Origin of the sequence: Thiobacillus sp. SCN 63-57, from assembly GCF_001725555.1 — a bacterium.
Lineage (GTDB): Bacteria > Pseudomonadota > Gammaproteobacteria > Burkholderiales > Thiobacillaceae > Thiobacillus.
Genome location: NZ_MEGP01000011.1, coordinates 65,633 through 85,319 on the forward strand (window position 1 = coordinate 65,633; position 19,687 = coordinate 85,319).

The 19,687-nt window shown below is 64.0% G+C and carries 20 protein-coding genes and 2 pseudogenes; 19 read left to right on the forward strand and 3 right to left on the reverse strand.

The annotated features are described in order from the left end of the window. Window positions 1–24: 24 nt before the first annotated feature. Entirely contained in the window at window positions 25–363 is a 339-nt protein-coding gene (locus ABT23_RS05165; RefSeq protein WP_296632125.1) for a hypothetical protein, read from the reverse strand. A gap of 260 nt (window positions 364–623) precedes the next feature. On the opposite strand from ABT23_RS05165, the gene ABT23_RS05170 reads away from it, so the two are divergent. The 18 genes and pseudogenes from ABT23_RS05170 (at window position 624) to ABT23_RS05255 (ending at window position 17,255) form a co-directional block, all read left to right on the forward strand. Beyond that, on the forward strand, window positions 624–1,340 hold the full coding sequence (locus ABT23_RS05170; RefSeq protein WP_296632128.1) for a response regulator: 717 nt from the start codon (window positions 624–626) through the stop codon (window positions 1,338–1,340). After that, window positions 1,337–2,659 (forward strand): ATP-binding protein, encoded by a 1,323-nt coding sequence (locus ABT23_RS05175; RefSeq protein WP_296632131.1) that lies wholly within the window; start codon window positions 1,337–1,339, stop codon window positions 2,657–2,659. The genes ABT23_RS05170 and ABT23_RS05175 overlap by 4 nt, the downstream gene beginning before the upstream one ends. Window positions 2,660–2,807: 148 nt before the next feature. Next, window positions 2,808–3,551, forward strand: coding sequence for a 30S ribosomal protein S2 (gene rpsB, locus ABT23_RS05180; RefSeq protein ID WP_296632135.1), 744 nt, complete (start codon window positions 2,808–2,810; stop codon window positions 3,549–3,551). A 98-nt stretch (window positions 3,552–3,649) separates the two neighbouring features. Further along, window positions 3,650–4,510, forward strand: a complete 861-nt coding sequence (tsf, locus tag ABT23_RS05185) for a translation elongation factor Ts (protein ID WP_296632285.1) — start codon at window positions 3,650–3,652, stop codon at window positions 4,508–4,510. Between the two features lie 6 nt (window positions 4,511–4,516). Then, on the forward strand, window positions 4,517–5,230 hold the full coding sequence (pyrH, locus tag ABT23_RS05190; protein ID WP_296632138.1) for a UMP kinase: 714 nt from the start codon (window positions 4,517–4,519) through the stop codon (window positions 5,228–5,230). A gap of 9 nt (window positions 5,231–5,239) precedes the next feature. Further along, window positions 5,240–5,809: a ribosome recycling factor gene (gene frr, locus ABT23_RS05195; protein WP_296632141.1), complete on the forward strand. Its 570-nt coding sequence runs from the start codon at window positions 5,240–5,242 to the stop codon at window positions 5,807–5,809. Window positions 5,810–5,832: 23 nt separating this feature from the next. Further along, a complete protein-coding gene (gene uppS, locus ABT23_RS05200) occupies window positions 5,833–6,579 on the forward strand; it encodes a polyprenyl diphosphate synthase (RefSeq protein WP_296632143.1) in 747 nt (248 codons plus the stop codon). A gap of 22 nt (window positions 6,580–6,601) precedes the next feature. Further along, on the forward strand, window positions 6,602–7,408 hold the full coding sequence (locus ABT23_RS05205) for a phosphatidate cytidylyltransferase (protein WP_296632146.1): 807 nt from the start codon (window positions 6,602–6,604) through the stop codon (window positions 7,406–7,408). Next, complete coding sequence (gene ispC / locus ABT23_RS05210) at window positions 7,405–8,601, forward strand: 1-deoxy-D-xylulose-5-phosphate reductoisomerase (protein WP_296632147.1); 1,197 nt, start codon at window positions 7,405–7,407, stop codon at window positions 8,599–8,601. The genes ABT23_RS05205 and ispC overlap by 4 nt, the downstream gene beginning before the upstream one ends. Next, window positions 8,598–9,950: an RIP metalloprotease RseP gene (gene rseP, locus ABT23_RS05215; RefSeq protein WP_296632149.1), complete on the forward strand. Its 1,353-nt coding sequence runs from the start codon at window positions 8,598–8,600 to the stop codon at window positions 9,948–9,950. The genes ispC and rseP overlap by 4 nt, the downstream gene beginning before the upstream one ends. 8 nt (window positions 9,951–9,958) lie before the next feature. After that, window positions 9,959–12,228: pseudogene (gene bamA / locus ABT23_RS05220) on the forward strand (outer membrane protein assembly factor BamA). A 24-nt stretch (window positions 12,229–12,252) separates the two neighbouring features. Then, on the forward strand, window positions 12,253–12,756 hold the full coding sequence (locus ABT23_RS05225) for an OmpH family outer membrane protein (protein WP_296632154.1): 504 nt from the start codon (window positions 12,253–12,255) through the stop codon (window positions 12,754–12,756). 45 nt (window positions 12,757–12,801) lie between these two features. Beyond that, window positions 12,802–13,833, forward strand: a complete 1,032-nt coding sequence (gene lpxD / locus ABT23_RS05230; RefSeq protein ID WP_296632157.1) for a UDP-3-O-(3-hydroxymyristoyl)glucosamine N-acyltransferase — start codon at window positions 12,802–12,804, stop codon at window positions 13,831–13,833. Next, on the forward strand, window positions 13,830–14,273 hold the full coding sequence (gene fabZ / locus ABT23_RS05235; protein WP_018507626.1) for a 3-hydroxyacyl-ACP dehydratase FabZ: 444 nt from the start codon (window positions 13,830–13,832) through the stop codon (window positions 14,271–14,273). The genes lpxD and fabZ overlap by 4 nt, the downstream gene beginning before the upstream one ends. 1 nt (window position 14,274) lies before the next feature. Then, the gene (gene lpxA / locus ABT23_RS05240) at window positions 14,275–15,051 is read left to right on the forward strand and encodes an acyl-ACP--UDP-N-acetylglucosamine O-acyltransferase (protein WP_296632160.1); all 777 of its coding nucleotides are present in this window, start codon (window positions 14,275–14,277) and stop codon (window positions 15,049–15,051) included. Further along, complete coding sequence (lpxB, locus tag ABT23_RS05245; protein ID WP_296632163.1) at window positions 15,048–16,181, forward strand: lipid-A-disaccharide synthase; 1,134 nt, start codon at window positions 15,048–15,050, stop codon at window positions 16,179–16,181. Before lpxA ends, lpxB begins: the two co-directional genes overlap by 4 nt. After that, window positions 16,178–16,792 carry a ribonuclease HII gene (gene rnhB, locus ABT23_RS05250; protein ID WP_296632167.1) on the forward strand — a complete coding sequence of 205 codons (615 nt, stop codon included), beginning with the start codon at window positions 16,178–16,180 and terminating at the stop codon, window positions 16,790–16,792. The genes lpxB and rnhB overlap by 4 nt, the downstream gene beginning before the upstream one ends. Window positions 16,793–16,814: 22 nt before the next feature. Next, window positions 16,815–17,255: pseudogene (locus tag ABT23_RS05255) on the forward strand (CopD family protein). Between the two features lie 39 nt (window positions 17,256–17,294). Here ABT23_RS05255 and ABT23_RS05260 read toward each other — a convergent pair. Next, complete coding sequence (locus ABT23_RS05260; protein WP_296632170.1) at window positions 17,295–17,690, reverse strand: thioredoxin family protein; 396 nt, start codon at window positions 17,688–17,690, stop codon at window positions 17,295–17,297. Between ABT23_RS05260 and ABT23_RS05265 the strand changes: the two genes are divergently transcribed. Continuing rightward, a complete protein-coding gene (locus ABT23_RS05265) occupies window positions 17,689–18,690 on the forward strand; it encodes a sodium:calcium antiporter (RefSeq protein ID WP_296632175.1) in 1,002 nt (333 codons plus the stop codon). The two genes, ABT23_RS05260 and ABT23_RS05265, sit on opposite strands and share 2 nt — an antisense overlap. A 66-nt stretch (window positions 18,691–18,756) precedes the next feature. Here the strand turns inward: ABT23_RS05265 and ABT23_RS05270 are convergent, their stop codons facing one another. After that, window positions 18,757–19,683: a PEPxxWA-CTERM sorting domain-containing protein gene (locus tag ABT23_RS05270; RefSeq protein WP_296632177.1), complete on the reverse strand. Its 927-nt coding sequence runs from the start codon at window positions 19,681–19,683 to the stop codon at window positions 18,757–18,759. Window positions 19,684–19,687: the final 4 nt, after the last annotated feature.

Consider the following 19,687-nt stretch of genomic DNA (forward strand, 5'->3'; position numbering starts at 1 on the left):
GGTGCTCTCCTTGAATTGGTGGAATTAACGACCCCGTCGTCCGGCGCCGGCGCCAGGAGCGGCACCGGGACTGACGCCTGGCGCCGCCATGTCCTGGTGGCGATGCTCGTAGCCTGTGCCATAAGGCAGGGGGGCCGGAGCCCGCTGACTGTCCTGGGTTGGCGCGGGCGCGCGCAGATTGCGCTGCACCGCCTCGTCGACCTGACTTGTGCCGGGGGGATGCGGGAGATCGCGCGGCAACGACAGGTTGAGGGGGCGAGGCTGCGCGCTGTTCGCGTTGCCCTGGCGTGCCTCGGCCAGTGCCGGCATGGCAAGGGTCAGGACGGACGGGACAAGGAGCAGGCTCAGGCGGGGCAGGGTCATGTAGGGTTCGGGTTTCGTTGAGGCCGCGGGATTGCGGTGGAATGCAGTGTGGGCCGATTGTGTCTCTGGGCGATGTCGGCTGGATGGCACTGCATGTCAGTGTGTGTCCGTTTGTGACAGGCGGGCCGGAAAGGCCCTGTTGTGGGGTAGGATAAAACTATCGGACGCAGGGCCCGAAAACCGTAACCCGCCACCCAATCCGGACGCCGCATGATGCAATCGTTCAAGCCTGTTGTGCCCAACCCTGCCCGGAGTGCGTTGTGACGGTGTCCGCCGCGGCACGCATCCTGGTGGTGGACGACGACCCGGGGTTGCGCACCCTGTTGGAGGCGTATCTGGGCGACAGCGGATTCGCGGTGGAGACGGCGATGGACGGACCGGCAATGTGGCAGGTGCTGGAGCACGGCATGCCGGATGCCATCGTGCTCGACCTGATGATGCCCGGCGAGGATGGGTTGTCGCTGGCGCGCCGCCTGCGCAGCCAGTCGAACGTGCCGATCCTCATGCTGTCGGCGCGCGGCGAGGAAATCGACCGCGTGGTGGGCCTGGAAATGGGCGCCGACGATTACCTGGCCAAGCCCTTCAGTCCACGCGAGTTGCTGGCCCGCCTGCGTGCGCTGTTGCGGCGCAGCCAGGGTCAGGGTGAGCCAGTCTCTCAGCCGGCGCTGCCCAGCTTCGGGCCGTACCGGCTGGATGCGGCCAGCCACCGGCTTACCCGCGACGGCGTCGAGGTGAAACTGTCGACCGCCGAATTCGCCCTGTTGCGCATCTTCGTCGAGCACCCGCTGCGGGTACTGTCGCGCGATACCCTGATCGACATGCTGAAAGGCTACGAGCGCGATCCGTTCGACCGCAGCGTCGATACCCGCGTCACCCGCTTGCGCCGCAAGATCGAGCCCGATTCCACGGAGCCCGTCTATATCCGTACCGTGCGTGGCGAGGGCTATCTGTTCAATCCGCGCGGCAGCGAGGCGTGAGACTGTCGTCGCGTCTGAGCCTGACGCAGCAGAGCGCCTTGCTGCTGCTGGTGTTCTTCATCCTCTTCGAACTGCTGGTGGTATCGGCCATCACCTACTTTTTGATGGTGCCGATGGCGCGCCGTTCGGCGGCCGACCTAGCGGGTTTGATGACGTTGTCGGCACAGACCTGGAGCGAACTGCCACCGGTCACCCGTCCTGCTTTCGAGATCGAGTTGGCACGCTCGCATGCGCTGGCGCTGCGCGCCGAACCGCCGCACAACGCCGAGCCACCGTCATGGCGAGAGCCCTACCTGCGCTTCCTGGTGGCGTCCCTGAGCGTGCGAGTGGGTGGACCCGTTGCGACCTCGCGCGAGGAAATCCGGGGGCAGGAATGGTTCTGGGCGTCACTCCCTGCCGGCGATGGACGTCTGTCGGTAGGATTTCCCCACAGCCGCATCGGCCCGCGCCCGATCCATGCCGTGCTGGCCTCGTTGGCTGGCGGCACGCTGCTGACCCTGCTTGCGGCCTGGTGGCTGGCCCGTCGGACCACCCGGCCGCTGCAACGACTGCAGCAGGCGGTCACCTCGTTGGGCCGTGGGCAGACGCCGGAGCGTCTGCCCGAGACCGGGCCGCGTGAAATCGCAGCCCTGAGCCGCCGCTTCAACGAGATGACGAAACAGGTGGAGGACCTGCTGGCTGCCCGCACAGTGCTGCTGGCCGGCGTGTCGCATGACTTGCGTACGCCGCTGGCACGGCTGCGGCTGGCGGTGGAAATGCTGGTGAAGAAGCCGAGCGCGGAACTGGCGGCGCAGGTGGAGGGCGACATCGAGGCGATGGACCGTCTGATCGGCGATGTGCTGACGCTGGCACGCGGCTTCGGTCATGAGGCTGCCCGGCGGGTGGTACTGGCCGATCTACTGGCCGATCTGGTACGGTCCACGCCCGGCGCGGCCGAGCACGTGCAGATCGAGGCGGCCGATATTGCGCTCGAGGTGCCCATCGGCGCTTTGCGCCGCATCCTGGCCAACCTGCTGGAAAACGCCCTGCGCTATGGCGGAGGCCAGCCAGTGACGCTGCGTGCCGAGGCTGCGGAAGGAGGGTGTCGCATCGGCGTGCTCGACCGCGGCCCCGGGATTCCCGAGTCGGAGCAGGAGGCGGTGTTCCGTCCGTTCTACCGGATGGAAGCCTCGCGCAACGTTGCCACCGGCGGCTCAGGGCTGGGGTTGGCGATCGTGCGCCAACTGGCGGCCGCACAAGGGTGGGCGGTCAGCCTGCAGGACCGGCCCGGCGGCGGGCTGGCGGTGTGGCTGCAGATTGCCCTGCCGTCGGCACCTTGAAATAAGTGCCCGTTCGAATTAGAATCGCGGGCTGTCCGGAATGGTTCGGACAAATTCGCACACCTGTCATTAAAGGGTGGTTGCGCGTTCAGACTGAGACGGCGCGCGGCTGCTGACGGGTGGAGGCTCAACCCTTTAGGAGATTTTCATGTCTGTCACCATGCGCCAAATGCTGGAGGCCGGTGTCCATTTCGGCCACCAAACCCGCTTCTGGAACCCCAAGATGGCCCCGTTCATTTTCGGTCATCGCAACAAGATCCATATCGTCAACCTGGAAAAATCGCTGCCGATGTTCCAGGAGGCGCAGAAATTCGTGCGCCAGCTGGCCGCCAACAAGGGCAACGTGCTGTTCGTCGGCACCAAGCGCGCCGCACGCGACATCGTGCGCGAAGAAGCGCAGCGCGCCGGCATGCCTTACGTCGACAACCGCTGGCTCGGCGGCATGCTGACGAACTTCAAGACGGTCAAGCAGTCCATCAAACGCCTGAACGAACTGGAAGCCTCGCTGGCCGAACCGGGCCGTCTGTCGAAGAAGGAAATCCTCACCGTCCAGCGCGAAGTCGACAAGCTGAACCGCAGCCTGGGCGGCATCCGTGAAATGGGCGGCCTGCCCGACGCGCTGTTCATCATCGACGTCGGCTACCAGAAGGGCGCCGTGGTCGAGGCCAAGAAGCTGGGCATTCCGGTGATCGGCGTGGTCGACACCAACAACAGCCCGGAAGGCGTGGACTACATCGTCCCCGGCAACGATGACTCGGCGCGCGCGATTCGCCTGTACGCCCGCGGCATGGCCGATGCGGCGCTGGAAGGCCGTGCCCAGGTCATCAGCGAGATCGTCGGTGGCGAGGAGTTCGTCGAAGTGGAAGAAGAGGGTGGCGTCGCCGCTGAATAAACGCGACGTGCTCAATATCGCCGGGAGACATTCCCGGCGAACGTATTCGAGGAGGGGCGTTGGCCCCTCTTTCTGTATTGGCTGAATTTAATCGAGTAATTTGGGATAGGAGTTCGGACCTGCGCGAGAAAACCGACGCACCGATGATGGACTGCAAGAAGGCACTGTCGGAAGCCGGCGGCGACATGCAGAAGGCAGAAGAAATCCTGCGCGTGCGCTTCGGCAACAAGGCTGCCAAGAGCGCCGGCCGCGTGGCTGCCGAAGGGATCGTGACCATTGCCATCAGCGCCGACGGCAAGTCCGCCGCCATGGTCGAAGTCAACTGCGAAACCGACTTCGTGGCGAAGAACGACGACTTCATGGCGCTGTCCAATGCGCTCGCCGGCATGGTGCTGGAACAGAATCCGGCCGACGTCGCCGCCTTGTCCGCGCTACCCTACAAGGGCGCCACGGTGGAAGCCTTCCGCACCGAACTGGTCGGCAAGATCGGCGAAAACATGTCGGTGCGCCGCTTCGTGCGCCTGAACGGCCAGGGCAAGTTCGCCAGCTACATCCATGGCGGCAAGATCGGCGTGCTGGTCGACGTGACCGGCGACGAAGCGCTGGCGCGCGACATCGCGATGCATATCGCAGCATCCAAGCCGAAGTCACTGGATGCCTCGGGCGTCTCGCAGGAGCTGATTGACACGGAACGTCGTGTCGCGATCGAAAAGGCCAAGGAAGCCGGCAAGCCGGAAGCCATGCTGGAAAAAATCGCCGAAGGCACGGTACAGAAGTTTCTCAAGGAAGTCACGCTGCTGTCGCAGCCTTTCGTCAAGGACGACAAGCAGACCGTCGAGCAGGTGCTGAAGTCGAAGAACTCGCAGTGCCACGGCTTCGTGATGTACGTGGTGGGCGAGGGCATCGAGAAGAAGGTGTCCGACTTCGCCGCTGAAGTCGCGGCAGCCTCCAAGGTCTGACCGGGCATGGCGCCGGTGCGACGCATCCTGCTGAAGCTGTCCGGCGAGGCCCTGATGGGGCCGGACAACTTTGGCTATCACGCCGAGACCATGGCCGGCTTCGTCGGACAGATTCGTGAAGTCGTTGCGCTGGGTATACAGGTCGGTATCGTGGTCGGTGGGGGCAATCTGTTCCGTGGCGCCACCGGCGCACTGTCCGGAATGAACCGCGCCACCGCCGATTCGATGGGCATGCTGGCGACGGTGATGAATGCGCTGGCGCTGAAGGATGCGCTGCAGCAGGCCGGGGTCGAGGCACGCGTGCAGACGGCCGTGCACATCGCCCACCTGGGCGAAGATTTCGAGCGTGACGCGGCGGTGCGCGAACTGGAAGCCGGGCGGGTGGTGATTTTCGGCGGGGGAACCGGCAATCCGTTTTTCACCACGGATACCGCCGCTGCCCTGCGCGCGGCCGAGATCGGCGCCGACCTGCTGCTGAAGGCAACCAAAGTCGACGGCGTCTATACCGCCGACCCCAAGAAGGATGCGAATGCCCGCCGTTACGAGACCCTGAGTTTCGACGAGGCGATCGCCAACAATCTCGGCGTGCTCGACACCGCCGCCTTTGCCTTGTGTCGCGAACAGAAACTGTCGCTCGTCGTGTTCAACGTCTTCAAACCCGGCGCGCTGAAGCGCGTGGTGATGGGCGAGGACGAGGGTACGCGGGTAAGCAACCATTGAGGAGCTGAAATGGCTGAAACCACCATTGCCGACATCAAGCAGTCTGCCGAACAGAAAATGGGCAAGTCGCTGGAAGCGCTGAAGAACGATCTGGCCAAAGTGCGTACCGGACGCGCGCACGCCGGTATTCTCGACCACGTCATGGTCGACTACTACGGCAACCCGACGCCGGTGCCGCAGGTTGCCAACGTATCGCTGATCGATTCGCGCACGCTGGGCGTGCAGCCATACGAGAAAAACATGGTCGGCAAGGTCGAGAAGGCGATTCGCGATGGCGATCTGGGCCTGAATCCGGCGACACACGGCGACATCATCCGCGTGCCGATGCCTTCGCTGACCGAGGAGCGTCGCAAGGATCTGATCAAGGTCGTGCGCGGCGAGGCGGAAAATGCGCGCGTCGCGGTACGCAACATCCGCCGTGACGCCAATGGCACGTTGAAGGACATGGTCAAGGCCAAGACCGCGACCGAGGATGAAGAGCGCCGTACCCAGGACGAGGTGCAGAAACTGACGGACAAGTTCATCGGCGAGATCGACAAGATGCTGGCCGAAAAAGAGAAGGACCTGCTCGCGGTCTGAGCAATCAGGCGAGCATATCCAGCGTGTCTACCCGCAAGAAGCAAGCGACGCCTGCCGGCACTGACGTGCCGCGGCACATCGCCATCATCATGGATGGCAACGGTCGCTGGGCGAAGCGCCGGCTGATGCCGCGTGTTGCCGGGCATCGCAAGGGCGTCGAGGCGCTGCGCGGCGTGATCCGCGCCTGCGCCGAGCGCGGCGTGTCGCATCTCACCGTATTCGCCTTCAGTTCAGAGAACTGGCGACGTCCGCAGGAAGAAGTCACGCTGCTGATGGAGCTGTTCATGCGCGCACTGGAAAATGAGGTCGCGCGCCTGCACGAAAATGGCATCCGTTTCCGCGTCATCGGCGACCTGTCGGGCTTTTCCGAGCGTATCCAGACCCTGATCCGCGATGCGGAAGCGCTGACGCGCGGCAATACCCGCCTCACCTTCACCGTCGCGGCCAATTACGGCGGACGCTGGGACATCGTACAGGCGATGAAGAAATTGATGGCGGCCGGCGTGTCGCCGGACGAAGTGGATGAAGCGGCGCTGGCGCAGAAACTCAGTATTGCCGACATGCCCGAGCCGGACCTGTTCATCCGCACCGGCGGCGAGCAGCGCATCAGCAATTTTCTGCTGTGGCAGCTGGCCTACACTGAGCTTTATTTCACCGATGCGCTGTGGCCTGACTTCGATCCGGCGGCGCTGGACGAAGCGATCGCCTCCTATCGAACCCGTGAACGCCGTTTTGGCCGCACCAGCGAGCAGGTGCGATCCGCGTCGTGACGGCATTCCGGAGACGCCATCCATGACGCCGCTCCTCAGCAGGATAGGCACCGCCGTATTGCTGTTGGCCGTGTTCGTACCGGCCGCACTGTGGGCGCCAGCATGGTTGTGGGGGGTACTGATGGCGGGCGTGGTGGGCATGGCGGCTTACGAATGGGCGCGCCTGAGCCATTTTTCGCTACTGTCTGCGCGCGTCTACGCCATCGTGCTGACGCTGTGCGCACTGGTGCTGCCGTATGGGCTGGCCGGTGACTGGCCGATTTTCCAGCGCGTCCTGATTGTTCTGGCCATTGTCTTCTGGTTGCTGGTTGCCCCCCTGTGGCTGTTGGGACGCTGGGAAGCATCCCGCGTGTTCGTGCGTGCCGCGATCGGGGTCGTGCTTCTGCTGCCGACCTGGGCGGCGTTGCTCTATCTGCATGCGCGCGGGCCTGCCGTGTTGCTGGGCGTGATGGCGGTCGTCTGGATCGCCGATACCGCTGCCTATTTCTCCGGGCGTCTGTTCGGGCGCCACAAGCTCGCACCCGCCATCAGTCCCGGCAAGACCTGGGAAGGCGTGGCGGGCGCGTTCGTGGCACTGGCCGTGTATACCGTCGCCTTGAGTCTGTGGAGCGCTCTGCCTGTGCGGCCGTTGTTTTTCATGGTGTGCGGGCTGCTCTACCTGTCGGTACTGGGCGATCTGTTCGAGTCGTGGATCAAGCGCGTGTCGGGCATGAAGGACAGCGGCGACACCTTGCCGGGGCACGGCGGCGTGCTCGACCGGATCGATGCACTGACTTCCACTCTGCCGATCGCCACGGGCATGTGGATGTGGCTGGAGCATTCCCCATGAATGAACGCGACATGAAACCGCGTGTCCTCACCATCCTGGGCGCCACCGGCACCATCGGCGTCAACACGCTCGATGTCGTGGCGCGCCACCCCGGTCGTTTCAAGGTGTTCGCCCTCAGCGGCGCGACCCAGGTCGAACGCATGGTGGAGCAGATCCGTACGCACCGCCCGCGCTTCGCGGTGATGAGCGAGCCAGCCGCTGCTGCTGCCCTGCGCGATCGGGTGACTGCCGAAGGCCTGGCGATCGAGGTGCTCGAGGGGGCTGCCGCGCTCACCGAGGTGTCGACGGCGCCCGAGGTCGATACCGTGATGGCGGCGATCGTGGGCGCGGCCGGTCTGCCCGCGACGCTGGCGGCCGCCCAGGCCGGCAAGCGGATCCTGCTGGCCAACAAGGAAACCCTGGTGGTGTCCGGCCAGCTGTTCATGGACGCCATTGCCGCCAGCGGTGCCGAACTGCTGCCGATCGATTCCGAGCACAACGCCATTTTCCAGGCACTGCCGCGCGACTTCGACGGCGACTTCCAGCGCGCCGGGGTGAGGGCGCTGTGGCTGACCGCGTCGGGCGGGCCGTTCCGCACCCTGTCGGCCGAGGCGATCGCCGCCGCCACGCCGGCACAGGCGGTGGCGCATCCCAACTGGGTGATGGGCAGGAAGATTTCGGTCGATTCGGCAAGCCTGATGAACAAGGGGCTCGAAGTGATCGAGGCGCGCTGGCTGTTCAACGCGCGCCCCGAGCAGATCAAGGTGGTGGTGCATCCACAGAGCATCGTGCATTCCATGGTCGAGTACGCCGACGGCTCGGTGATCGCGCAGATGGGCACGCCCGACATGCGCACGCCGATCGCCTACGCGCTGGGCTTTCCCGAGCGCATCGAGGCCGGCGTGTCGGCGCTGGAACTGATGGGCAGGCAGCTGACGTTCGAAGCCCCCGATACCGTACGCTTCCCGTGCCTGCAACTGGCGTTCGATGCCCTGCATGCGGGGGGCAATGCCGCGGCGGTGCTGAATGCCGCCAACGAAGTCGCGGTGGCACGTTTCCTCGATGACGCGGTTCCGTTCAACGCCATCGCTGCCAGTATTGCCCACGCGCTGGACACGCTGGCGGGCGGCCCGGCGGATACGCTGGACGACCTGCTCGAAGCGGACCGCCAGGCGCGCCGCGTAGCGGGCGCCTACCTGGAGACCTGCGCATGAGCGTGCTGCATACCGTCGTCTGGTTCCTGGTCGCCATCGCCATCCTGGTGGTGGTGCACGAATTCGGTCACTACCTGGCGGCCCGGTTGGCCGGCGTCAAGGTGCTGCGTTTTTCGCTCGGATTTGGCCAACCCCTGTTCAGTCGTCGTTTCGGCCGCGACCAGACTGAATGGGCGCTGGCCGCGCTACCCTTTGGCGGTTACGTCAAGATGCTCGACGAACGCGAAGGCGTGGTTCCGGCCGCAGAGGCGCATCGCAGCTTCAATCGGGCGAGCGTCTGGCGCCGCATCGGTATCGTCGCGGCGGGTCCGATCGCCAATTTCCTACTGGCCATCGTGTTCTACTGGGCGCTGTTCCTGCACGGCATGCCAGCGATGAAGCCGCTGATCGGCGAGCCACCAGCCGGCACGCCGGCCGCGCAGGCGGGATTGGTGTCAGGGGATGAAATCCGCCGCGTCAATGGCACCGACACCCCGTCATTCCAGGACCTGCGACTGGAATTGCTACGCGCCGGTGTGGCGGGTGACCCGCTTGTGCTGGAATTGGCCGATGGCCGTAGCGTGCAGCTCGACGCGCCGCCGATGGATACCGATAACCTGGAACGGGACACCCTGCGCCCGCTCGGGATCGTGCGCTACGACCCCGAGATCGATCCGGTCATCGGCGAAGTGCTGCCCGGCGGCGCGGCGGCGCGTGCTGGCTTCCAGAGCGGAGACCGGCTGGTCGCCGCCGACGGGCAAGCCGTGTCGAACTGGCAGGACTGGGTGAAACTGATTCGCCAGCATCCGTCGCAATCCTTGCGCATCGAATACGAACGCGAAGGGCAGATGCACATATTGACGGTCGTGCCCGATACGGTGGATGAAAATGGCCAGCGTATCGGCAAGATCGGCGCTGGTCCCAAGGTCGATCCCGCGTTGATGGACGACCTGATGACCGAGGTACGCTACGGACCGATCGAGGCGCTGGGACGCGGCGCAGAAAAAACCTGGGACATGAGCCTGTTCACGCTCGAGATGATGGGGCGCATGGTGCTGGGGCAGGTGTCCTGGAAAAACCTGTCGGGCCCGCTGACCATTGCCGACTATGCCGGCCAGAGTGCCACGCTCGGGTGGATCAGTTTCGTCGGTTTTCTGGCGCTGGTGAGCGTGAGCCTGGGGGTGCTGAATCTGCTGCCTGTCCCGCTGTTGGATGGGGGACACCTCATGTATTATGTTGCCGAAGTTTTGACCGGTCGCCCGGTGTCCGAGCGCACCATGGAAATAGGGAGCCGGATCGGCATGATGCTCCTGCTCCTGCTGATGTCGTTTGCCCTGTTCAACGATTTGCAACGCCTGATAGGCGGATGATAACAACCATGATCCTGAACCGTTTGACGCTTGCCCTTGCCGTCGTATTCGCCGCGCAGCCCGTGTTCGCAGCAGAACCCTTTGTCGTCAAGGACATCCGGGTCGAAGGGATCCAGCGCACCGAGGCGGGCACGGTGTTCAGCTACCTGCCGGTCAAGGTCGGCGACACGATGACCGACGAGAAGACCGCCGCGGCGATCAAGGCGCTGTATGCCACCGGTTTCTTCAAGGACGTGCGCCTGGAAGCGCGCGACGGGGTAGTGATCGTCACCGTCGAGGAGCGTCCGTCGATCGCCAAGATCACCCTGACCGGCATCAAGGAGTTTTCCGAGGATGACCTGAAGAAGGGCCTCAAGGAAACCGGACTGGCCGAGGGCCGCGTGCTCGACCGCTCCCTGCTGGACAAGGCCGAGCAGGAACTGCAGCGGCAATACTTCAACCGCGGCAAGTATGCCGTCGAGATCAAGTCCACCCTGACGCCGCTGGAGCGCAACCGGGTCGCCGTCCAGTTCGACGTGGTGGAAGGCAACAGCGCAAAGATCCAGCAGATCAACATCGTCGGCAACCAGGCGTTCAAGGAAAAGGAACTGCTGAAGCAGTTCACCTCGACCACGCCGGGCTGGCTGACCTGGTACACCAAGAACGATTTGAAGCCCTGCGCTCGTTCTACCTCAATCGCGGCTATCTCGAGTTCAACGTCGATTCAACCCAGGTATCCATCTCGCCGGACAAGCAGGGCATCTACATCACCGTCAACGTGACCGAGGGCCCCCAGTACAAGGTGTCCGACGTCAAGCTGGCCGGGCAGATGCTGGTACCGGAAGCCGAACTGAAAAAGCTCATCACCATCAAGCCGGGCGAGGTGTTCGCGCGCGACCGTCTGACCGAGACCACCAAGGCCATTGGCGACCGTCTCGGCAACGACGGCTATGCTTTCGCCAACGTCAACGCGGTGCCCGACCTCGATAAGGAGAAGCGCACGGTCGCGTTCACGCTGTTCGTCGATCCGGGCCGCCGCGTATACGTGAATCGCGTCAACGTCTCGGGCAACACCAAGACCCGCGATGAAGTGGTGCGCCGCGAAGTACGCCAGATGGAAGGCGCGTATTACGACGCCGAGAAGATCAACCTGTCGCGCGACCGCCTCAATCGCCTGGGCTACTTCAACGAAGTGAACATCGAGACCCCGGCGGTGCAGGGCACCACCGACCAGGTCGACGTCAACGTGAGCGTGGCCGAGAAATCCACCGGCAGCATCATGCTGGGCGCAGGCTTCTCGTCGTCCGAGGGAATCGTTCTGTCGGGCTCGGTCTCGCAGAGCAACGTGTTCGGCACCGGCAACCGGCTGTCGGCGCAGATCAACTCGGGCAGCGTCAACACCGTGTATGCGCTGTCGTTCACCAATCCCTACTACACCATCGATGGCGTCAGCCTGGGCTATGACCTGTATCGCCGCGACGTCGATGCCACCTCGCTTTCCAACGTGGGCGCCTACAAGACCTCGACCTATGGCGCCGGCGTGCGATTCGGCCTGCCGGTCAACGAGCGCGATTTCCTCTCGTTCGGCCTGACCTACGAACAGACTTCGCTCACCACCTATTCGGACAGCCCGGTGCAGTACACGCGATTCGTCAACGAGTTCGGCAAGGACAACGATACCGTGCGTCTGGATACATCCTGGTCGCGCGATACCCGCGACAGCTACCTGTTCCCGACCAAAGGCTTGATGCAGCGGGTGGCGGCGGAGGTGGGCACGCCGGGCGGCAGCCTGCAGTACTACAAGCTGTCGTTCCAGCACCAGCAATATATCCCGCTGAGCAAGAGCTTCACCCTGATGCTGAATGGCGAGGTGGGGATAGGCGACGGCCTGTCCGGCAAGCCCCTGCCGTTCTTCAAGAACTTCTATGCGGGCGGCAACAGCTCGGTGCGTGGCTTCAAGACGGGCACCCTGGGACCCAAGGACGCGAACGGAGACGCGCTGGGCGGCGACAAGCGCGTGGTCGGCAATGCGGAGGTCTTCTTCCCCCTGCCGGGTCTCAAGGATGACCAGTCGCTACGCATGTCGGCGTTTGTCGATGCGGGCGCCACCTTCGGGCCCGACGACAAGGACAACCTGTACAAGACGTTCGCATTCGGCGACTTGCGCTATTCGGCGGGCATTGCCGTCCTCTGGGTTTCGCCGCTCGGCCCGCTCAAATTCAGCCTGGCGCAACCGATCGTCAAAAAGACGGGCGACAAAGCTGAAATGTTTCAATTCACCCTTGGCAATGTGTTCTGAGGGTAGGCCGTTACTGGAGTATTCATGATGAAGTTCAAGCAGCTGGCAGTTTCCCTGATCCTTGCGTCTGCGTTCGCGGCCGCGCCCGTCCTGGCCGACACCAAGATCGGCTTCGTCAACACCGAGAGGCTGCTGCGCGAGGCGCCCCTGTCGATTGCCGCGCAGAAAAAGCTGGAACGTGAGTTTGCCGGACGCGACCAGGAACTGCAGAAACTGGCCAAGCAGGCCCGTGACCTGCAGGCGCAGCTCGACAAGGATGGCGTGACCATGTCGGACAGCGACCGCAAGTCGAAGGAACGCGATCTCAACAATCTCAATCTCGAACTGCAGCGCAAGGGGCGCGAATTCCGCGAAGACCTCAACCTGCGCCGCAACGAAGAATTGAGCCAGATCCAGGAGCGCGCGCGCAAGGCGATCCAGGACATCGCCAAGACGGAGAAATTCGACCTGATCGTCGAGCAGGCCGTCTACGTCGATCCCAAGAACGACATCACCGATCGCGTGATGAAGGCCCTGGGTGGAAAATAAACGTGGCCGTGGAAAATAAACTCGGCCGCGGAAGCTAAGCAGCCAATGGCCTCTACGCTGACCGAACTGGTTGCGCGTTTTGGCGGGGAGTTGCTGGGCGATGGCAGCATCACGATTCGCCAGGTTGCGCCGCTGGACCAGGCGCAGGCAGACGAAATCGGCTTTGTCTCGCAAGCCAGGTACTTGGCTCAACTGGCCGGCACGCATGCCGCCGCCGTGATCCTGCCGCTGGAGGCGCGCGACGCGACGGCGCTGCCGCGCATCCTTACGCCCAACCCTTACCTGTATTTCGCGCGCGTTTCGGCACTGTTGAACCCGCCGCCGCGCCCGCCCGCGGGCGTCCATTCCGCGGCGACGGTTGCCGTTGACGCCAGGATTGCCGCCGACGCCAGCATTGGCCCCGGCGCGGTGATCGGCGCCGGCGCCGTGGTTGGCGCACGCACGGTGGTCGGCCCCAACTGCGTCGTCGGCGACCATGCCCGCATCGGCGACGACTGTCTGCTGCACGCCAACGTCACGCTGTATCACCGCTGCGAAGTGGGTGATCGTGCCGTCCTGCACGCGGGCTGCGTGATCGGCGCGGACGGCTTCGGTTTTGCGCCGAACGACGGCCGCTGGGAGAAGATCCCGCAGATCGGCCGCGTGCTGATCGGCGACGATGTCGAGGTCGGCGCCTGCACCACCATCGACCGCGGGGCGCTGGAAGACACGGTGATCGAGGAGGGCGTCAAGCTCGACAACCTGATCCAGGTGGCGCACAACGTGACGATCGGTGCGCATACGGCGATTGCCGCCTGCACCGGCATCGCCGGCAGCGCGAAAATTGGTCGCCACTGCACCATCGGCGGTGCGGCAATGATCTTCGGCCACATCGAGATCGCCGACGGCACCCGCATCTCGACCAATACGCTGATCACCAAATCGCTGCCGAAAGCGGGCACCTACACGTCGGCGCTGCCCTTCTCGGAACACGACGTGTGGCAGAAGAATGCCGTACACATGCGCAACCTCGACAAGCTGGTGAACCGCATCAAGCAGCTCGAAAAACGCCTAACCGAACTGGAAAGCAAATCATGATCATGGACATCGAGCAGGTCATGCAGTACCTGCCGCACCGCTACCCCTTCCTCCTGATCGACAAGGTCATCGAACTCGAACTCGGTAAAAGCATCACCGCGATCAAGAATGTCACCATCAACGAGCCTTTTTTCCCGGGCCACTTCCCGGGGGCGCCGGTGATGCCGGGCGTGCTGATCCTGGAAGCGATGGCGCAGGCGGCAGGGATCCTGTCGTTCAAGACCAAGAATTACACGCCGGATCAGATCGGCATCATCTACTTCGCGGGCATCGACAATGCGCGCTTCAAGAAGCCGGTCAGACCGGGCGACCAGCTGGTCCTCAAGGCGGAGATCGTGCGCGAGATGCGCGGCATCTGGAAGTACACCGGCCGGGCCGAAGTGGATGGCGCGCTGGTCGCCGAAGCCGAGCTGATGGCCACGTTGCGCGACAAGCCCTGACATGGCGACGATACACCCCACCGCGCTGGTCGCGCCGGGCGCACGGCTTGCCGACGACGTCGACATCGGTCCCTACACGATCATCGGCGAGCACGTCGAGATCGGCGCCGGCACCACGGTTGGCGCCCATGCCGTCATCACCGGCCACACCCGGATCGGCGCGCGCAACACGATCTTCCATTTCGTCTCGCTCGGTGAGGCGCCGCAGGACAAGAAATACGCCGGCGAACCGACCCGCCTGGAAATCGGCGACGACAACGTCATCCGCGAGTTCTGTACCTTCAACACCGGCACGGTGCAGGATCGCGGCGTCACCACCATCGGCAGCCACAACTGGATCATGGCCTACGTCCACATCGCGCATGACTGCGTGGTGGGCGACCGCACCATCTTCGCCAACAACGCCTCGCTGGCGGGCCATGCCGAAGTCGGCGACTGGGCGATCCTCGGCGGCTTCACCGGCGTGCACCAGTTCTGCAAGATCGGCGCGCATGTGATGACCGGCATCTCCAGCGTGGTGTTCAAGGACATTCCACCCTTCGTCATGGCGTCGGGCCAGCCGGCCGCACCGCACGGACTCAACAGCGAAGGCCTCAAGCGGCGCGGGTTTTCCGCCGAAGCGCTGACCGCTCTCAAGCGCGCCTACAAGACGCTCTACCGAGAAGGCAACACCCTGGCCGAAGCGCAGGCCAAGCTCGCGCCAGAAGGCGTGAAGCATGCCGAAGTGCAGCAACTGCTCGATTTCCTTGCACGCGCCGAGCGCGGCATCATTCGGTGATCGATCTGGGCGTGGTCGCCGGCGAAGCGTCCGGCGATCTCCTGGGGGCGCACTTCATTGCCGCGCTGCAACAAAGCCGCCCCGATTTGCAGGCTGCCGGCATCGCCGGCCCGCGCATGATCGAGACCGGCGTCAAGGCGATCTACCCGAGCGAGAAACTGGCGGTCAACGGCTATGTCGAGGTACTGCGCCATCTGCCGGAATTGCTGTGGATCCGTTCGCGCATCACGCGTTATTTCCTGAACGAACGGCCGCGCGTGTTCGTCGGCATCGACGCGCCGGACTTCAATTTCACGCTGGAAGCGAAGCTCAAGCAGGCCGGCATCCCCACCGTGCATTTCGTCAGCCCATCGATCTGGGCATGGCGACCCGAGCGGATTCATCGCATCAGGCAGGCGGTGTCGCACATGCTGGTGGTCTTTCCGTTCGAGGAGGAAATCTATCGGGGTGCGGGCATACCTGTCAGCTATGTGGGCCATCCGCTGGCCGACGTCATTCCACTGGAACCCGATACCGTCGGTGCACGTGCGGCGCTGGGCCTGCAGACGGGGCCGGTCGTCGCGCTGCTGCCGGGCAGCCGGCTGTCCGAGGTGACGCGTCATGCACGACTGATGCTGGAGGCCGCCGTGCGCATCCTGCGCCATCACCCTGACGCGCAGTTCGTACTGCCTGCCGCAAGCGAAGCCGCCAGCCGGCTGATCCGACAGGCCGGGCAGGGACTGGACGTGCCGCTGCATGTTCTGGCCGGGCAGTCTCATACCGCGCTGGCGGCCTGCGACGTGGCGCTGGTGGCGTCTGGCACGGCCACGCTCGAAGCCGCATTGTTCAAGAAACCAATGGTCATCACCTACCGCGTGCCCGCGCTGACCGCGCACCTGATGCGGAAAAAGGCGCTGCTGCCCTGGATCGGACTGCCGAACATCCTCGCGCGCGGTTTCGTGGTGCCGGAACGGGTGCAGGAAGACGCGACGCCCGAGAACCTGGCAAACGACACCCTGGCATGGCTCGACGATGCGCCGCGTCGACGTGCCGTCGTCGAGACGTTCCGCGACATCCACTTGAGCCTGAAGCAGCATGCCAGCGCGCGCATCGCCGAGGCGGTTGCGCCTTATCTGGCGGGAAGGACATGAAACCGCGTTCATCCGTCGTTCTGCATGTCGGCCCGCTCGGCTTGTGCGGCGTCGATGAGGCGGGCCGCGGGCCGCTGGCAGGTCCCGTGATGGCCGCCGCCGTCATGCTCGATCCTGGCGACCCCATAGCGGGCCTGCGCGATTCCAAGAAACTGTCCGCCGCCGCCCGCGAACGCCTGGCCGACGAGATTCGCAAACGAGCCATTGCCTGGTACGTGGCCGAAGCCAGTGTCGCCGAAATCGACAGGCTCAACATCCTGCATGCCACCATGCTGGCGATGCAACGTGCCGTGTCGGGGTTGGGCCGCACGCCGGATGAGGTGCTTGTCGATGGCAACCGCTGTCCCGAGTGGCCGTGGCGTTCGCAAGCCGTGGTCAAGGGTGACGACAAAGTGGCGGCGATCGCCGCAGCCTCGATTCTCGCCAAGACTGCGCGCGATCAATTCATGTGCAGCCTGCATGACGAATATCCCGTCTACGGCTTTGCCCAGCACATGGGCTACGGCACCGCCGCCCATCTCGATGCATTGAAGGCACACGGCGCCTGCCCGCAACACCGCAGGAGCTTCGCCCCGGTCAAGCTCGTGCTCGACCAGATAACTTTGTTTTGAACCTGTTCTGAAAGGAAATCGCGTGAACCTGACCTTGTTGTTGCATGTTCTTAGCATCGTCGTCTGGGTGGGCGGCATGTTCTTCGCCTAGGCGGCCAGCGTGCTGGAGCCACCACAGCGTCTGACGCTGTGGGCCGGCGTGTTCGGCAAGTTCTTTCCGTGGGTGTGGGTTTCGGTCGTTCTGATTCTGCTGAGCGGCTTGCACATGCTGATGAAGCTCGGCGGTGCCGCAGCGCCGCACTATGCGCTGACCATGCTGGTATTGGGCGTGGTGATGATGCTGATTTTCGCCCATGTGTTCTTCGCGCCCTACAAGAAACTCAAGCGAGCGGTGGGTGCACAGGACTGGAAAGCGGGCGGTGCGGCACTGGCACAGATCCGCAAACTGATCGGCATCAATCTCGCCATCGGGCTGCTGACAATTGCAGTCGTGTTTGTCGGGCGCGCACTGATGTTGAACTAGACATACGATTCCGCGCGTACTTCAGCACGTGCGTGGCGTCTAGGGTTCGTCCTGCGGCGGCGCTGCGAGCAGTTGTTGCGCAACCTCCCGTATGATCTCGGGCCGTGCCTCGCACTGCAGTTCGGCATGAAACCGGCCATCGCGATAGAGGTAGATCGTGGGCAGGTGGAAGATGCCGAAGTAGCGCGCCACCCCGGTGGCCTCGCTGACGTCGACTTCGTGGAATTCGTTGGCCAGGTCGGCGAGCGCCTGCGGCAACACCTGTTTCCATGCCCGGCATGCACCGCAGTGCGGTGCGGTGAACAACACGACACCGACGCCGAAAGAGCCGGCGAGACGAGCGTGGTAACTGCCTTCGGCCAGGCGTGAAAACCCAGCCGGGGCAAGCCGGCCCCGACTGGTAGAATCGCGGTTTTCCTCGCGGCTGCTTCCCATGCTGTTTCTCGAACTCTTCGGTTATCTGCTGCTCATCCTCGTGGCGGCGGAAGTCTTTGTCAACGCGCTCGAACACCTGGGCGAGAAACTACACATCTCGGAAGGCGTGACCGGTTCGCTGTTTGCGGCGATCGGCACCGCCATGCCCGAAACCCTGGTGCCGCTGCTGGCGATCTTTGCCGGCGGCGGCAACACCGTCACCAACGAGGAAATCGGCGTCGGCGCCATCCTGGGCGCGCCCCTGATGCTGTCGACGCTGTCGCTGTCGCTGATGAGCGTGGCCGTGCTGAAACGCCGTGGTATCCAGGGTCATCTCACGCCCGAGAAGACCGGGCTCAAGCGCGATCTGGATTTCTTCCTGATGGCCTTCCTGCTGGCGTTTGCCGCCATGTTCGTGCCGCATGACGGCGGCTGGGTGCGCGTTGCACTCGCCTTCGTCATGGTGATGATCTACTTCGTCTATGTGATGCTGACCCTGCGCGCATCGGCCAAACTGGTCGAAGACGGGCATGCGACCGAGGCGGGGTCGCCCATGCTGCTGACGCGTCTGGGCCTGCCGCAAAACCTGTTTTTCATTCTGGTGCAGCTGGCTCTGGGTTTGGGATTGCTGATTGCCGGCGCCAAGGGCTTTATTCACGGCGTCGAGCTGGCTGCGCCCATCCTGGGCATCTCCGCACTGCTGTTGTCGCTGATGATCATCCCGATCGCGACCGAGTTGCCGGAAAAGGTGAATTCGATCCTGTGGATACGCAAGCGCAAGGACACGCTGGCGTTTGGCAACATCACCGGCGCCATGGTGTTCCAGGGCACGCTGCTGCCCGCCATCGGGATTTCGCTGACCCCCTGGATGCCGCAAAAGGAAGTCCTGCTGGGCGTGGTGGTCACGCTGGTCGCGGCATTCTGGCTGCGCTGGGCCGCCCTGAACGGCGGCTTGCGCGTGTGGCACCTGTTCGTCAACGGCGCGCTGTATGTCACCTATCTGACGGCGGTGCTGGCCTGAGAAATCGGCGCGTGCAATAAGAAACGGCGGGACTCCCCGCCGTTTCTTATTGGCTGCAACCGACGCTCAGGCCGTCCGCCGGCGTGCGGCGAACCCGACCAGCCCCAGTCCTGCCAGCAGCATCGCCCAGGTATCGGCTTCCGGTACGGCGGTGACCTGCCAGCCGATGTCCTGCATGGCGGCGAAGTCGAGGGCGGTGAAGTATTTGCGCTGGCCGTTGTAGATGGCGGGGCTCATTGAGGTTTCCTGGCTGACGCCATTGACGGTGCTGAGCGTGCCGTCCGCCCAGTGGCCGAGATCGGCGGACAGCGCGACCGAGCCTGTGCTTGCGCCAATGAAGTCGCTGCCGAACGTCAGGGCTTCGAAGGAATCGGAGGTGCCGAATCCGAGGACGTGGGCCAGTTCGTGCACGGCAACCGAGTAGAAATCGTATTCGGACGAATTGAGGCCGGCCGTGGTCAGGCCGAAGTACCAGTTGGTCGAAGCGTTATCGAAGCTGATCGAGCCGCCCCACGGTGCGACATCGACGGCGTTGCGGGACAGCAAGGCGCCGTTGCTATCGTACAGGTTCTGCGTTTCGCCCTGCCCGCGTTGCGTGTCAGTGTTGCAGAAACTGCTGAAGCCGGAGCAGTTGTATCCGCCCGGACCGCCGATTCCCAGGGTCGAGCCGCCCAGGTTGGCGGCGCCGGCATAGATGCGGATGACGTCGGTGGACACGCTCTGATTGCTCAGCGTGACATCGGTCCCGGGCGTGGAAGGATTGAAGAATACCGTACTGAAATGGTTGGGCCCGGACGACGTGATCGCGGTCAGGTTGTCCGCAAAACGTGTCTCGAATACGGACGCGGCGGCATTCAGTGCGGCGACGCTGTCGGGGTTGGACGAAAAGAAATTGGACGTGTCGTAGCTGAAGTCGAACTGGATATCGATATTCGCCAGCGCGGGTTGCGCGGCGGCCAGCAGGCTCAGGCTGGCCAAGGTTCTTGCAAGCATGTTT

Excerpts from the sequence above, each read along its gene's own strand:
- ABT23_RS05165 (WP_296632125.1), bottom strand. The coding sequence starts at position 363 with ATGACCCTGCCCCGCCTGAGCCTGCTCCTTGTCCCGTCCGTCCTGACC.
- rpsB (WP_296632135.1), top strand. The coding sequence starts at position 2,808 with ATGTCTGTCACCATGCGCCAAATGCTGGAGGCCGGTGTCCATTTCGGC.
- pyrH (WP_296632138.1), top strand. The coding sequence starts at position 4,517 with ATGGCGCCGGTGCGACGCATCCTGCTGAAGCTGTCCGGCGAGGCCCTG.
- frr (WP_296632141.1), top strand. The coding sequence starts at position 5,240 with ATGGCTGAAACCACCATTGCCGACATCAAGCAGTCTGCCGAACAGAAA.
- ABT23_RS05205 (WP_296632146.1), top strand. The coding sequence starts at position 6,602 with ATGACGCCGCTCCTCAGCAGGATAGGCACCGCCGTATTGCTGTTGGCC.
- ispC (WP_296632147.1), top strand. The coding sequence starts at position 7,405 with ATGAATGAACGCGACATGAAACCGCGTGTCCTCACCATCCTGGGCGCC.
- rseP (WP_296632149.1), top strand. The coding sequence starts at position 8,598 with ATGAGCGTGCTGCATACCGTCGTCTGGTTCCTGGTCGCCATCGCCATC.
- ABT23_RS05225 (WP_296632154.1), top strand. The coding sequence starts at position 12,253 with ATGATGAAGTTCAAGCAGCTGGCAGTTTCCCTGATCCTTGCGTCTGCG.
- lpxD (WP_296632157.1), top strand. The coding sequence starts at position 12,802 with ATGGCCTCTACGCTGACCGAACTGGTTGCGCGTTTTGGCGGGGAGTTG.
- fabZ (WP_018507626.1), top strand. The coding sequence starts at position 13,830 with ATGATCATGGACATCGAGCAGGTCATGCAGTACCTGCCGCACCGCTAC.
- lpxA (WP_296632160.1), top strand. The coding sequence starts at position 14,275 with ATGGCGACGATACACCCCACCGCGCTGGTCGCGCCGGGCGCACGGCTT.
- rnhB (WP_296632167.1), top strand. The coding sequence starts at position 16,178 with ATGAAACCGCGTTCATCCGTCGTTCTGCATGTCGGCCCGCTCGGCTTG.
- ABT23_RS05265 (WP_296632175.1), top strand. The coding sequence starts at position 17,689 with ATGCTGTTTCTCGAACTCTTCGGTTATCTGCTGCTCATCCTCGTGGCG.
- ABT23_RS05260 (WP_296632170.1), bottom strand. The coding sequence starts at position 17,690 with ATGGGAAGCAGCCGCGAGGAAAACCGCGATTCTACCAGTCGGGGCCGG.
- ABT23_RS05270 (WP_296632177.1), bottom strand. The coding sequence starts at position 19,683 with ATGCTTGCAAGAACCTTGGCCAGCCTGAGCCTGCTGGCCGCCGCGCAA.